Consider the following 13,779-nt stretch of genomic DNA (forward strand, 5'->3'; position numbering starts at 1 on the left):
TCTTTTTACCGAAGCGCGGTCTTCAGTATAAGCATTCATTTTTCATATGATTTGTGCGCTTGACCGCAAACTGGCATCACACTTGCGGGAAATTCGATAAATAGCACATATGATTAAAACTCAGACCCAAGTGGTCGGATCACCTGCATATCATAAGAAGGAAACACCATGACCCTACGCAAGATTCTGGCACTCACCTGCCTGCTGTTGCCGATGATGGCTTCCGCACATCAGTTCGAAATCGGTCAGCGAGTGCCGCCGATTGGCATTACCGATCGGGGCGAGTTGGTGCTTGATAAAGATCAGTTTAGCTACAAAACCTGGAACAGCGCGCAGTTAGTGGGAAAAGTGCGAGTACTGCAACATATTGCTGGTCGCACCTCTGCAAAAGAGAAAAACGCGACGCTGATTGAAGCGATTAAATCAGCGAAGTTACCGCACGATCGTTACCAGACCACCACCATTGTTAACACCGACGACGCGATTCCGGGTTCCGGCATGTTTGTGCGCAGCAGTCTGGAGAGTAATAAAAAGCTTTATCCCTGGTCGCAGTTTATTGTCGATAGCAATGGCGTCGCGCGCGGTGCCTGGCAGCTGGATGAAGAAAGTTCCGCTGTAGTGGTGCTGGATAAAGACGGTCGCGTGCAATGGGCCAAAGACGGGGCGCTCACACCGGAAGAGGTGCAGCAAGTGATGGACCTGCTGCAAAAGTTGCTCAAATAATGGCAATAACATAAATTCTGGAAAAATAATTTTCCCCTATCGTTATCTATGGGATAGGGGAATTAAGTCTCTGAGTTCTTACACCGAACTAATACTGGTAACGCTAGTTGCTCTTTTTTAAACGCCTCAATGGTCGATTTATATTTCTCGCAAATCTTTTCTTTGGTAATATTACTATCTGCGGCCAGATTCGCACTTACTATCGCATCCACTTGTTCGGCTAATTCGACTTGTTGGCAACCTGCATTAACCAGAAAATTATAAATAAGAGAGTAATCTTCATCCTCCAAAACAACAGAGGAACCATTACGAAAACGTTCATCCCCTCCATAGATTTTAAGCGCAAAGCCCAAAGATTCTATGACTATGGCAAAATTATCATCAATTATTTTTTCGTAAATATACCATCCATCGCATTCTTTAATTCCACCGCCTGGTATTTGGAGTTCAAATTTACCCCGTTTTAATTTGCTTACTACATCCTCCAATAAGGCATAACCGAAAGATACGTCACCAAACGCCTGGCGAATATAACCTTTAATCCTTTTTGGTATGTCAGACTGTTTTTTCTGCAAAATATCACAGGCATACAATCTTCTGTTTTGTTCTAACGGAAACTCGCGGTTTTTGAAATCCATGAATGAGTTATACTCATTTATTGTTATGGGAATTTCTTCGTATTCAAACCCACTGCCTCGCAATGTTATTGTATATTCAGCACCGTTATCTTTAAGGCTGAAACTGATAAGAAAATTATCCATGGCATTAACAGTTTCATTTTTTGATGAAAGCACTTGATAACTATTTTTATCAATCTGTGTTGCGCAACGAAAGGACTCCCGCAAAGTTAACAGACTATCATAATTCGAAACCCAATCTTTTTTCTTAAATGCATGCTGAATATTATTAAAAAAATCGTTTGAATGTGTTTTTGTATGCGATGACTTTACAAATAACTCCACCGCACCAATAAAATTATTGTGTCTGATCCTGGGTAACATATGGCTACCTTATTTTATTTGGTTATTTTATGTCGCCATTAAATATCTCATTATAGAAGTAAACTATCAAAAAACGCTCATTATTAAAATGTAACTTACTAGCAATTGAATTTTTGCACTTTAAATACAATCTCTTTTTATTTATAACTTTTTAGGTTGGGATAAATCAGGATGGCAGAATCAGGAAATACACTGTTTCTGCCATCTGAATTTAGTAAATGGACACTCTGAACCCCGGATTCAGGAACGACTCGCGCGGAGTGTAATCCAGCGGTTTACCCTGCCAGTCGTGAACGTGCGCTCCGGCAGCTGCAGCCACAGCATGTCCGGCGGCGGTGTCCCAAATATTCGTTGGTCCGAAGCGCGGGTACAGCTGCGCCTGTCCTTCCGCCACCAGGCAGAATTTCAGCGAAGAGCCGATGGACGTGGTCTGATGTTCGCCAAGCTGTTGCAGATACTCTTTCAGCTCCGCATCTGCATGGGAACGGCTGATAACCACCAGCGGCGGGCGCGCATCGCGGACCTGAATCAGCTTGCGCACACCGCACTCTTCTTTCCAGGCCTTGCCTTCTGCCGCGCTGTACATTACGTTCATTACCGGCGCATACACCACACCTAAAATCGGTTTGCCATGGTCAATGAGCGCAATGTTAACGGTGAATTCGCCATTACGTTTAATAAACTCTTTAGTACCATCCAGCGGGTCTACCAGCCAGTAACGCTGCCAGTGCTGACGGACTTCCCAACCGGGAGGATCTTCTTCAGAAAGGACCGGAATATCCGGTGCCAGCGTACGTAAACCGTCCATGATAACGGTGTGAGCGGCAATATCCGCTGCCGTTACCGGAGAATTGTCCGCTTTGCTGACGACGTCCATCGGTTTCGTCCCGTCGTAGACCTGCATAATGGCATCGCCTGCATTCCGTGCAAGCTGGCATACTTGATCTAACATTTCTCCACCTCGTCTCTGTGAGCGGTGTTAACTTATTGTTTTACTTATACCCTATCGTTAATGAATGCGCCAACTGTGATAGTGTCATCATTTTCAAAGCGTAAAATTGTGGCATTCTTCACTGTTCTATAAGTAAGGCGTTTATTCTCCCTTTTCTTTCGTATTCCCGATGATAAAAGGATGTCCCTGATGATTAAGTTTAGCGCAACGCTCCTGGCCACGCTGATTGCCGCCAGTGTGAATGCAGCGACGGTCGATCTGCGTATCATGGAAACCACTGATCTGCATAGCAACATGATGGATTTCGATTATTACAAAGACACCGCCACGGAAAAATTCGGACTGGTACGTACGGCAAGCCTGATTAACGATGCCCGCAATGAAGTGAAAAACAGCGTACTGGTCGATAACGGCGATTTGATTCAGGGGAGTCCGCTGGCCGATTACATGTCGGCGAAAGGATTAAAAGCAGGTGATGTTCATCCGGTTTATAAGGCGCTGAATACGCTGGATTATACGGTCGGTACACTCGGCAATCATGAATTTAACTACGGTCTGGATTACCTGAAAAATGCGCTGGCGGGAGCGAAATTCCCTTATGTAAATGCCAACGTCATTGACGCCAGAACCAAACAGCCAATGTTTACACCGTATTTAATTAAAGATACCGAAGTGGTCGATAAAGACGGAAAAAAACAGACGCTGAAGATTGGCTATATTGGCGTCGTGCCGCCGCAAATCATGGGCTGGGATAAAGCTAATTTATCCGGAAAAGTGACGGTGAATGATATTACCGAAACCGTGCGCAAATACGTGCCTGAAATGCGCGAGAAAGGTGCCGATGTCATTGTCGTTCTGGCGCATTCCGGGCTGTCTGCCGATCCGTATAAAGTAATGGCGGAAAACTCAGTTTATTACCTCAGTGAAATTCCGGGCGTTAACGCCATTATGTTTGGCCATGCTCACGCCGTTTTCCCGGGTAAAGATTTTGCTGATATCGAAGGGGCTGATATCACCAAAGGCACGCTGAATGGTGTTCCGGCGGTAATGCCGGGCATGTGGGGCGATCATCTTGGGGTGGTCGACTTACAACTCAGTAATGACAGCGGTAAATGGCAGGTGACGCAGGCGAAAGCGGAAGCACGGCCGATTTACGACATCGCCAATAAAAAATCCCTCGCGGCGGAAGACAGCAAGCTGGTAGAAACACTCAAAGCCGATCACGATGCCACACGCCAGTTCGTCAGCAAGCCAATCGGTAAATCTGCCGACAATATGTATAGCTATCTGGCGCTGGTGCAGGACGATCCGACCGTGCAAGTCGTGAACAACGCGCAAAAAGCGTATGTCGAACATTACATTCAGGGCGATCCGGATCTGGCAAAACTGCCGGTGCTTTCAGCTGCCGCACCGTTTAAAGTTGGTGGTCGCAAAAATGACCCGGCAAGCTATGTGGAGGTGGAAAAAGGCCAGTTGACCTTCCGTAATGCCGCCGATCTTTATCTCTACCCCAATACGCTGATTGTAGTGAAAGCCAGCGGTAAAGAGGTGAAAGAGTGGCTGGAGTGCTCCGCCGGACAGTTTAACCAGATTGCTCCTAACAGCACGAAACCACAGTCACTCATCAACTGGGATGGTTTCCGCACTTATAACTTTGATGTTATTGATGGTGTGAATTATCAGATTGATGTTACCCAACCCGCCCGCTATGACGGCGAGTGCCAGATGATTAATGCCAATGCAGAGCGGATTAAGAACCTGACCTTTAATGGCAAGCCGATTGATCCGAACGCTATGTTCCTGGTTGCCACCAATAACTATCGCGCTTACGGCGGCAAATTTGCCGGTACGGGCGACAGCCATATCGCTTTTGCTTCACCGGATGAGAACCGCTCGGTGCTGGCAGCGTGGATTGCTGATGAGTCGAAACGTGCGGGGGAAATTCATCCGGCGGCAGATAACAACTGGCGTTTAGCACCGATAGCTGCCGATAAGAAACTGGATATCCGTTTCGAAACTTCCCCGTCAGATAAAGCCGCAGCGTTTATTAAAGAGAAAGGGCAGTATCCGATGAATAAAGTCGCGACCGATGATATCGGGTTTGCGATTTATCAGGTGGATTTGAGTAAGTAAAACACTTCTTTTTCGGCCTATAAATCAACCGCATCCGGCATTTATTGGCGGATGCGATGCTGCCGTATCTTATCCACCCTACAAGCCATGAACCGTAGACCGGATAAGCGCAGCGCATCCGGCAGTTATGCCGCACGTTCATCCCGCACCGCCAACACCTCGGGCAAATTCAACTCAATCCAGTCCGCCAGTGCAGCAACCTTTTCGCTCACCTGCTCGCCCAGCGGCGTGAGGCTATATTCCACATGCGGCGGCACCACCGGATACGCGATACGGTTAAGAAAACCATCCTGTTCTAACGCCTGTAACGACTGCGCAAGCATCTTTTCACTCACCCCACCGATTTTGCGCCGCAGGTCGCTAAAGCGATGAGTACCTTCGCGTAGCGCCACCAGAATCAACACCCCCCAACGGCTGGTGACGTGTTTCAACACCTCGCGCGACGGGCACTGTTCCGCAAAGAGATTACCCTCTTTCAGTTGTTGTGACAGGCTAACCTGACTCATTTCATACTTACCTTTTTGCACGTACTTACTAAAAGTAAGTTTAGGTGTTAGCGTATTTAAACACAAGACAAAACGATGGAGACTTCCCATGATCGCTATTACTGGTGCCACTGGCCAACTTGGTCACTATATTATTGAATCCTTGATGAAAACGGTTCCTGCCAGCCAAATAGTGGCTATCGTTCGTAATCCGGCAAAAGCCCAGGCCCTGGCAGCACAAGGCATTACCGTGCGTCAGGCTGACTACAGCGATGAAGCCGCACTGACATCTGCACTTCAGGGAGTGGAAAAACTACTGCTGATCTCTTCCAGCGAAGTGGGTCAACGTGCCCCGCAGCATCGTAATGTTATTAATGCCGCAAAGGCGGCTGGCGTGAAATTTATCGCTTATACCAGCCTGCTACATGCAGATACCTCCCCGCTCGGCCTCGCCGATGAGCACATCGAGACGGAGAAAATGCTGGCTGATTCTGGCATCGTTTACACCCTGCTGCGCAACGGCTGGTACAGCGAAAACTACCTCGCCAGCGCCCCGGCAGCACTGGAACACGGCGTATTTATCGGTGCGGCTGGCGATGGCAAAATCGCCTCAGCAACGCGGGCAGATTATGCGACAGCTGCGGCACGCGTGATTAGCGAAGCCGGTCACGAAGGCAAGGTTTACGAACTGGCGGGCGATAGTGCCTGGACGTTGACACAGTTAGCGGCAGAGCTGACCAAACAGAGCGGCAAACAGGTTACCTATCAAAATCTGAGCGAAGCCGATTTCGCCGCGGCACTGAAAAGCGTCGGACTGCCCGACGGACTGGCGGATATGCTGGCGGATTCTGACGTTGGCGCATCGAAAGGTGGTCTGTTTGATAACAGCAAAACGCTTAGCAAATTGATTGGCTGCCCAACGACAACGTTAGCCGAAAGCGTAAGCCATCTTTTTAATGTTAATAACTAGTTAATTAAAGTGGCATCCTCCCGCATCCTCTCTGATAATGACGGGATGCCGGGAGCAATCATGTCTGCTTCCTGAACGTTTCTTCTGACAGACCAATGGATGCCAGTAATGATTAGCGGCGTGCTGTACGCCCTGTTAGCAGGGTTGATGTGGGGGCTTATTTTTGTCGGGCCGTTGATCGTGCCGGAATACCCGGCGATGTTGCAGTCGATGGGGCGTTATCTGGCGTTAGGGTTAATTGCGCTACCCATTGCCTGGCTGGGACGCGTGCGTCTGCGTCAGTTGGCGCGTCGGGACTGGCTTACCGCCTTGATGCTCACTATGATGGGCAACCTCATTTATTACTTCTGCCTTGCCAGTGCCATTCAACGTACTGGCGCGCCTGTTTCCACGATGATTATCGGCACCCTGCCGGTGGTGATTCCTGTCTTTGCCAATCTGCTTTATAGCCAGCGCGACGGCAAACTCGCGTGGGGAAAACTCGCCCCGGCACTGATTTGTATTGGCATCGGCCTGGCGAGTGTGAATATTGCTGAGTTAAACCACGGACTCCCCGATTTTGACTGGGCACGTTATACCTCTGGCATCGTGCTAGCGTTAGTTTCCGTGGTCTGCTGGGCATGGTATGCCCTGCGCAACGCCCGCTGGCTGCGGGAAAATCCCGACAAACATCCGATGATGTGGGCGACGGCGCAGGCGCTGGTCACGCTGCCGGTTTCTCTCATCGGCTATCTCGTCGCCTGTTACTGGCTGAATATACAAACGCCGGACTTCTCCTTACCTTTTGGCCCCCGTCCGCTGGTGTTTATTAGTCTGATGGTTGCGATAGCCGTGCTTTGCTCATGGGTTGGCGCACTCTGCTGGAACGTCGCCAGCCAGCGATTACCGACAGTGATTCTCGGGCCGCTGATTGTTTTCGAAACGCTGGCAGGTTTGCTGTACACCTTTTTACTCCGCCAGCAAATGCCGCCGCTAATGACGCTGAGCGGTATCGCGCTGTTAGTGATTGGCGTGGTCATCGCGGTCAGAGCAAAACCAGAAAAACCTTTAACTGAATCTGTCTCAGAAAGTTGACATGCTGGCAGTGAGTTAAATAAGCCTCTGCTACGTAAGGGTTATAGCTTTTGCCTTAAAGGTGTATTTAAAATACATCTTATCTTATTAAGAATGAGGTATCAGCTATGGCTTATCGCGACCAACCTTTAGGTGAACTGGCGCTCTCTATCCCTCGCGCTTCGGCTCTGTTTCGTAAATATGATATGGATTACTGCTGTGGCGGTAAGCAGACGCTGGCGCGCGCGGCGGCACGTAAAGAACTGGATGTTGAGGTCATTGAAGCTGAACTGGCAAAGCTTGCTGAACAACCGATTGAGAAAGACTGGCGTAGCGCCCCGCTGGCAGAAATCATTGACCATATCATCGTGCGCTACCACGATCGTCACCGCGAGCAGCTGCCGGAGCTGATCCTGCAAGCGACTAAAGTCGAGCGCGTTCACGCCGACAAACCGAGCGTGCCAAAAGGGCTGACAAAATACCTGACCATGCTGCATGAAGAGCTTTCCAGCCACATGATGAAAGAAGAGCAGATCCTCTTCCCGATGATCAAACAAGGCATGGGCAGCCAGGCAATGGGGCCAATCAGCGTAATGGAAAGCGAGCACGATGAAGCGGGCGAACTGCTGGAAGTGATCAAACACACTACCAATAACGTCACACCGCCGCCAGAAGCCTGCACCACCTGGAAAGCGATGTATAACGGCATTAATGAACTGATTGATGACCTGATGGATCACATCAGTCTGGAAAACAATGTACTGTTCCCACGCGCCCTAGCGGGTGAGTGATCTAAAAGCTGGATGGCATTGCGCCATCCAGCATGATAATGCGGTTATTTCCGCAGTTCAGCAGCCCGCTTCTTACCAATAAACAGCCAGCCCAACCCCAGCGCGATAAACCACAGCGGGGTAACCAGCAGCGCCTGGCGAGTGTCATCTTCCAGTGTCAGCAACACGACCACGAACACAAAGAACGCCATACATACCCAGCACATCAGCTTGCCGAGCGGCATCTTGTAGATCGACTTTTCATGCAGATGAGGACGCTGTTTGCGGTACACCAGGTAAGAGCAAAGGATAATCGTCCAGACGAACATAAACAGAATCGCGGAAACGGTTGTAATCATCGTGAACGCGCCAATCACGCTAGGATTCACATACAACATCACCACGCCGCCGAGCAGACAGATACACGAGAAGGTCAACCCTTTCGCGGGTACTGCGCGCTTAGAAAGTTTAGCGAACGCTTTCGGCGCAACACCTTCCTGCGCCAGACCAAACAGCATACGGCTGGTAGAGAAGACACCGCTGTTAGCGGAAGACGCCGCAGAGGTCAGCACCACAAAGTTGATCACGCTGGCAGCCGCAGGCAAACCTACCAACACAAACAGCTCAACGAACGGGCTTTTCTCCGGGACTACCGAACTCCACGGTGTCACGGACATAATCACAATCAGCGCGAAGACGTAGAACATAATGATACGGATCGGAATGGAGTTAATCGCGCGTGGCAGTGATTTCTCCGGATCTTTGGTTTCCGCAGCTGTTGTACCTACCAGCTCAATCCCCACGAAAGCGAAAACCGCTATCTGGAATCCGGCAAAGAAGCCACTTAAACCTTTCGGGAACCAGCCGCCGTCATTCCACAAATGCGCGAATGACGCTTCCACACCGGTCGGTGACTGAAAGTGCATCGCCACCATGACCAGGCCGACGACAATCAGCGACACGATGGCGACGATTTTGATCATCGCAAACCAGAACTCCATCTCACCGAACATTTTCACGGTGGCAAGGTTGAGCGTCAGCAGCAGCACTATCACCGCCAGCGAGGCGACCCAGTCGGAGAGATCGGGGAACCAGAACTGAGCATAAGCCGTGATCGCCACCACGTCTGCCATACCGGTTACAACCCAGCAGAACCAGTAAGTCCAGCCGGTGAAATATCCCGCCCACGGCCCCAGTAAATCGGAAGCGAAGTCACTAAAAGATTTGTATTCCAGATTCGAAAGCAGCAATTCCCCCATTGCCCGCATCACGAAAAAGAGCATAAAACCAATGATCATATAAACGAAAATGATCGACGGCCCGGCAAGGCTAATCGTTTTGCCGGACCCCATAAACAACCCAGTACCAATGGCACCTCCAATGGCAATAAGCTGAACATGTCGGTTTGTGAGATTGCGCCGTAGCGACTGTTCAGCCGGAGCCTGATCATCGGCAACGACTTTTACCTGATCTACCATGTTTTTTCTTCCTGTACCTGTCTGTGTTGTTCAGGCTCTACGGCCTTTAGTCAGTCTATGATACGACGAATCTGTATCGGGACTCATCGATATTAGGTAACAATACGCGGGATGAATACTAAGATTTAGATCTAATGTTAATTTTATGTTTAAAGTGAGTGTCATATCACGGTGATAACGCGAAACAGCTCACAAAAATACACGCTTACGGGGTCTTTGCAACACAAAATAGCGCCGTTTGGCAAACTGAAGGGTTTATTGCTGAATGCCTGCTCCCCTCTGGTTCGAGGGGAACAGAATGCGCTGCTTAGAGGATTTCCAGCAGTTCGACTTCAAACACCAGGGTGCTGAACGGAGGGATGGATGCACCTGCGCCGCGCTCGCCATATGCCAGTTCCTGCGGGATAGTCAGTTCCCATTTAGAACCTACCGGCATCAGAGTCAGTGCTTCAATCCAGCCAGGGATCACGCCATTAACCGGGAATTCAGCGGGTTCACCACGAGCAACGGAGCTGTCAAACACGGTGCCGTCGATCAGTTTACCGGTGTAATGAACACGAACGCGGTCGGTACGTGCCGGAATTGCGCCTTCACCCTGGTTGATCACGCGGAATTGCAGGCCAGATTCGGTGCTATTCACACCTTCTTTTTTGGCGTTTTCTTCCAGGTATTTCACGCCTTCAGCAGCCATCGCCTGGAAACGCTGACGACGAACGGCATCGGCGCGTTCGTGGATTTCACGCAGCGCGCGATGCACCACATCAACCGGCACAGCCGGATGTTTGCCTTCCAGCGCATCGGCAATACCTGCAACCAGTGCTTCTGGCAGCAGCCCTTCCAGGCCAGATTCACTCAGTTGTTGCCCTACCTGCAAACCAATGCCGTAGCTTGCTTGCGCTTCGATGGTGTCAAAAGTTGGGGTGGTCATCGTATTTCCTTTCTTAGGGTATAAAAGTAGCGGGCAGCATATCAGCCACACTTCTTTGGGTAAAACTTTGTCGCAGGAATGATGACAAATCCCGGGGAAAAAGAAACAATAGCAATATCCCGTATGAATATAATAAAGGCGGGTTTACCACGGACATCATAGCGTTAGCTTATTCATAGGCTATGATTGAGGAACAAGACGTGGAGCAGGAGGAAACCATGCCCGGGCGCTTTGAACTAAAACCAACCCTGGAGAAAGTCTGGCACGCGCCGGACAATTTTCGCTTCATGGACCCGCTGCCGCCGATGCATCGTCGGGGGATCATTATTGCCGCCATTGTATTGGTGGTCGGATTTCTGCTTCCATCTGATGATACGCCCAACGCGTCGGTGGTGACGCGTGAAGCGCAGTTAGATATTCAGTCGCAATCACAACCGCCGACAGAAGAACAGCCGCAAACTACCCAAACGCAACCATTCCAGCCAGATAGCGGAATTGATAATCAATGGCGCTCTTACCGTGTCGAACCCGGTAAAACGATGGCGCAGCTGTTCCGCGACCACGGACTGCCCGCTACCGATGTCTATGCAATGGCGCAGGTAGAAGGCGCGGGTAAGCCGCTGAGTAATTTGCAAAATGGGCAGATGGTGAAAATCCGCCAGAACGCCAGCGGCGTGGTGACGGGCTTAACCATTGATACGGGGAATAATCAACAGGTCCTGTTTACCCGCCAGCCGGATGGCAGTTTTATTCGTGCGCGGTAGATGAAGGGTCAACCAAAAGCCAGCTAAGGATTGTCTCTTTGATGACCTTACGTCTGGCTTCCAGTGCCTGGGGGGAAACCATACTGATATGATAAACTAGGCCAAGCGTATGCTGGTTGATCAAATAATATCCCCCAAGCGCAGCAATATTAATATTCACCTGCAATGGGTCGATACCTGGCTTAAAAATATTGTATTTCTTCCCTTCATCCAATAAGGATTCCATTAACTGCAAGTGAGCATGGTTAATTTCTAAGAGACGCTGTGATTTTGCATAATGCACACCTTTACTTTGATTTTCACTATGCACAATTTTTAAAAACCAAGGATTAGCAATATAATAATCCCATGTAAAATCAATAATTTTCTCAATGGCTTTTTGTGGCGGAAGATCTGAGAAATCAAGGGCCTTTTCTTTTTGTCGAATATCGTTCCAGGTATATTCCAGCACTTCGATAAATAAATTTTCTTTATTACCAAAGTGGTGATAAACCGTCTGTTTACTACACCCTGCTGCCTTTACAATATTATCTACTCTGGCCCCTTCATAACCATATTCGGCAAATTCATTAACCGCACATAGCAGCAATTTTTCCTTCAGGCTCTGTACGTTGCTGGTATCAATATACATAACGCTTCCCCACGACCTCTTCGTGGTGACTATCATAACCTGATTTGATTTCAGCTTCAGAAAAAAGGGCAAAAACTTGTACTTTCATCAGGTTATCAAATGTCCTGTGATCGCCATCGCATATCAACCAACTAGATGGTTTATCTTTTTATCCTCCAGTCGCAAGCTAATCATCACCAAGGAAACAAAATTCAAAAAAGAGAGCTATTGTATGAAATCCACTCGTCCTGTTGCCGTGATTACCGGAGCCACTCGCGGTATTGGAAAGGGCTGTGCGCAGGAGCTTGCTCGTGGCGGGTTTAACCTGCTGATTAACGATCGTCCCGATGCCGACAGCGTAGAAAAACTGCATATCACACAACAAGAATGTTTGGCGGAAGGCGTGGAAGTGATTTGCTTCCCTGCTGATGTCGGTGATCTATCTCTGCATGAGGAGATGCTCGACGCGGCGCAAAACCAGTGGGGGCGGCTGGACTGTCTGCTCAATAACGCGGGGATTTCAGTGAAAAAACGCGGTGACCTCCTCGACCTCGAACCAGACAGCTTCGATCAAAACATTGCCATTAACACCCGCGCGCCGTTCTTCCTTGCTCAGGCATTCAGTAAGCGCTTACTGGCACAGCCGAAACCGGAAGCGGAGCTGCCGCACCGCTCGATTATTTTCGTCAGTTCCATCAACGCCATCATGCTGGCGATGAATCGCGGCGAATACACCATTGCCAAAACCGCCGTTTCTGCCGCTGCTCGTCTGTTTGCTGCTCGCCTTTGTAATGAACAAATTGGCGTTTATGAAGTGCGCCCTGGTCTCATCAAAACTGATATGACTATTCCGGCAACGGCTTATTACGACGAACTGATTGCCAAAGGTCTGGTGCCGTGGGGACGTTGGGGTTATCCGGCTGATATTGCTTCCACCGTCCGCGCGATGGCGGAAGGTAAACTGATTTACACCTGTGGTCAGGCGGTCGCAATCGACGGCGGCTTAAGTATGCCGCGCTTCTGAGGCTGAATCATGAGAGATCTGTTACAACGCCCGGATTTATTCAGTATCAATACCGCGACACTGGGCTATAAAACGCCGCTACCCGCCATTATTGATGCCTGCGCCGCACGCGGTATTGGCGCAATTGCCCCCTGGCGCAGGGAGTTGCAGGGTGAAGATCTCCAGCAAATCACCCGCCAGCTTGCCGCCAGTAACATGAGCGTTTCCGGTTTGTGCCGTAGCACTTACTACACCGCGCCGACACTGGCGGAACGCAAACTGGCGATTGATGATAACCGCCGGGCGCTGGACGACGCAGCGGTGCTTAACGCCGCCTGTTATATGCAGGTGGTTGGCGGTCTGCCAACGGGCACTAAAGATCTATATGAAGCGCGAGAACAAGTGAAACAAGGGATTCGCCAGTTGCTGCCACATTCGAAAGATGTCGGCGTGCCAATTGCGCTGGAGCCACTGCACCCGATGACAGCTGCCGATCGCTCTTGCCTGTGCACGTTACGTCAGGCGCTGGACTGGTGTGATGAACTCGATCCCGATGGTGAGTTTGGCCTCGGCGTGGCGGTGGATGTTTATCACGTCTGGTGGGATCCGGATCTCGCCAGTCAGATCCTGCGTGCCGGAAAACGCATCCTCGCGTTTCATGTTTCCGACTGGTTAATGCCGACCACTGATCTGGTCAATGACCGTGGTATGCCGGGAGATGGCGTCATCAATATTCCGTCAATTCGTCGGCTGGTTGAAAACGCCGGATTTAATGGTGCTATTGAACTGGAAATATTCTCGCCTTACTGGTGGCAGAAAGATATTAACAGCACGGGTAATGACTCCAACTTACTGATAGTGTTTTATGTTCAGATAATGCCCGATGACCTTGTCATGCAGCTCCACCGA

The 13,779-nt window shown here is 49.7% G+C and carries 14 protein-coding genes and 1 pseudogene; 8 read left to right on the top strand and 7 right to left on the bottom strand.

All coding sequences use genetic code 11. The features are described from left to right. The first annotated feature begins 168 nt into the window (after window positions 1-168). Entirely contained in the window at window positions 169-723 is a 555-nt protein-coding gene (locus ABZJ92_RS12885) for a YtfJ family protein (protein WP_000175268.1), read from the top strand. Between the two features lie 62 nt (window positions 724-785). Here ABZJ92_RS12885 and ABZJ92_RS12890 read toward each other — a convergent pair whose 3' ends face one another. Continuing rightward, entirely contained in the window at window positions 786-1,724 is a 939-nt protein-coding gene (locus ABZJ92_RS12890; RefSeq protein ID WP_000937635.1) for a hypothetical protein, read from the bottom strand. A 211-nt stretch (window positions 1,725-1,935) separates the two neighbouring features. Continuing rightward, window positions 1,936-2,676 (bottom strand): 3'(2'),5'-bisphosphate nucleotidase CysQ, encoded by a 741-nt coding sequence (gene cysQ, locus ABZJ92_RS12895; RefSeq protein ID WP_000886892.1) that lies wholly within the window; start codon window positions 2,674-2,676, stop codon window positions 1,936-1,938. A gap of 189 nt (window positions 2,677-2,865) precedes the next feature. Here cysQ and cpdB point away from each other — a divergent pair, with 189 nt between their 5' ends. Continuing rightward, window positions 2,866-4,809 carry a 2',3'-cyclic-nucleotide 2'-phosphodiesterase gene (gene cpdB / locus ABZJ92_RS12900; RefSeq protein ID WP_000589451.1) on the top strand — a complete coding sequence of 648 codons (1,944 nt, stop codon included), beginning with the start codon at window positions 2,866-2,868 and terminating at the stop codon, window positions 4,807-4,809. A gap of 125 nt (window positions 4,810-4,934) precedes the next feature. On the opposite strand, the gene ABZJ92_RS12905 is transcribed toward cpdB, so the two are convergent. Further along, on the bottom strand, window positions 4,935-5,315 hold the full coding sequence (locus ABZJ92_RS12905) for a winged helix-turn-helix transcriptional regulator (protein WP_000084622.1): 381 nt from the start codon (window positions 5,313-5,315) through the stop codon (window positions 4,935-4,937). Window positions 5,316-5,403: 88 nt separating this feature from the next. Between ABZJ92_RS12905 and qorB the strand changes: the two genes are divergently transcribed. The 3 genes from qorB (at window position 5,404) to ytfE (ending at window position 8,108) form a co-directional block, all read left to right on the top strand. Further along, window positions 5,404-6,264: an NAD(P)H:quinone oxidoreductase gene (qorB, locus tag ABZJ92_RS12910; protein WP_000560548.1), complete on the top strand. Its 861-nt coding sequence runs from the start codon at window positions 5,404-5,406 to the stop codon at window positions 6,262-6,264. A gap of 108 nt (window positions 6,265-6,372) precedes the next feature. Further along, complete coding sequence (locus ABZJ92_RS12915; RefSeq protein WP_001296686.1) at window positions 6,373-7,338, top strand: DMT family transporter; 966 nt, start codon at window positions 6,373-6,375, stop codon at window positions 7,336-7,338. 107 nt (window positions 7,339-7,445) lie between these two features. Continuing rightward, the gene (gene ytfE / locus ABZJ92_RS12920; RefSeq protein ID WP_000331456.1) at window positions 7,446-8,108 is read left to right on the top strand and encodes an iron-sulfur cluster repair protein YtfE; all 663 of its coding nucleotides are present in this window, start codon (window positions 7,446-7,448) and stop codon (window positions 8,106-8,108) included. A gap of 44 nt (window positions 8,109-8,152) precedes the next feature. Here ytfE and cycA read toward each other — a convergent pair whose 3' ends face one another. Further along, window positions 8,153-9,565 carry a D-serine/D-alanine/glycine transporter gene (gene cycA / locus ABZJ92_RS12925; RefSeq protein WP_000228371.1) on the bottom strand — a complete coding sequence of 471 codons (1,413 nt, stop codon included), beginning with the start codon at window positions 9,563-9,565 and terminating at the stop codon, window positions 8,153-8,155. 307 nt (window positions 9,566-9,872) lie between these two features. Beyond that, window positions 9,873-10,493: an FKBP-type peptidyl-prolyl cis-trans isomerase gene (fklB, locus tag ABZJ92_RS12930; protein ID WP_000211225.1), complete on the bottom strand. Its 621-nt coding sequence runs from the start codon at window positions 10,491-10,493 to the stop codon at window positions 9,873-9,875. A gap of 218 nt (window positions 10,494-10,711) precedes the next feature. On the opposite strand from fklB, the gene ABZJ92_RS12935 reads away from it, so the two are divergent. Beyond that, window positions 10,712-11,257 carry an OapA family protein gene (locus ABZJ92_RS12935; RefSeq protein ID WP_001119485.1) on the top strand — a complete coding sequence of 182 codons (546 nt, stop codon included), beginning with the start codon at window positions 10,712-10,714 and terminating at the stop codon, window positions 11,255-11,257. Here the strand turns inward: ABZJ92_RS12935 and ABZJ92_RS12940 are convergent. Further along, window positions 11,241-11,888: a TetR/AcrR family transcriptional regulator gene (locus ABZJ92_RS12940; protein ID WP_005053964.1), complete on the bottom strand. Its 648-nt coding sequence runs from the start codon at window positions 11,886-11,888 to the stop codon at window positions 11,241-11,243. The genes ABZJ92_RS12935 and ABZJ92_RS12940 overlap by 17 nt on opposite strands. Window positions 11,889-12,099: 211 nt before the next feature. On the opposite strand from ABZJ92_RS12940, the gene ABZJ92_RS12945 reads away from it, so the two are divergent. Together ABZJ92_RS12945 and ABZJ92_RS12950 are read left to right on the top strand one after the other, a co-directional pair. After that, window positions 12,100-12,891, top strand: coding sequence for a 3-ketoacyl-ACP reductase (locus ABZJ92_RS12945; RefSeq protein ID WP_005053961.1), 792 nt, complete (start codon window positions 12,100-12,102; stop codon window positions 12,889-12,891). A 9-nt stretch (window positions 12,892-12,900) separates the two neighbouring features. Then, window positions 12,901-13,632: pseudogene (locus tag ABZJ92_RS12950) on the top strand (sugar phosphate isomerase/epimerase family protein); the annotation flags it as partial. An 87-nt stretch (window positions 13,633-13,719) separates the two neighbouring features. Here ABZJ92_RS12950 and ABZJ92_RS12955 read toward each other — a convergent pair. Beyond that, complete coding sequence (locus ABZJ92_RS12955; protein ID WP_003032489.1) at window positions 13,720-13,776, bottom strand: IS1 family transposase; 57 nt, start codon at window positions 13,774-13,776, stop codon at window positions 13,720-13,722. Window positions 13,777-13,779 lie beyond the last annotated feature (3 nt).

This window comes from Shigella sp. FJ200513 (assembly GCF_040495915.1).
In the GTDB taxonomy this organism is placed as follows: Bacteria; Pseudomonadota; Gammaproteobacteria; order Enterobacterales; family Enterobacteriaceae; genus ECMA0423.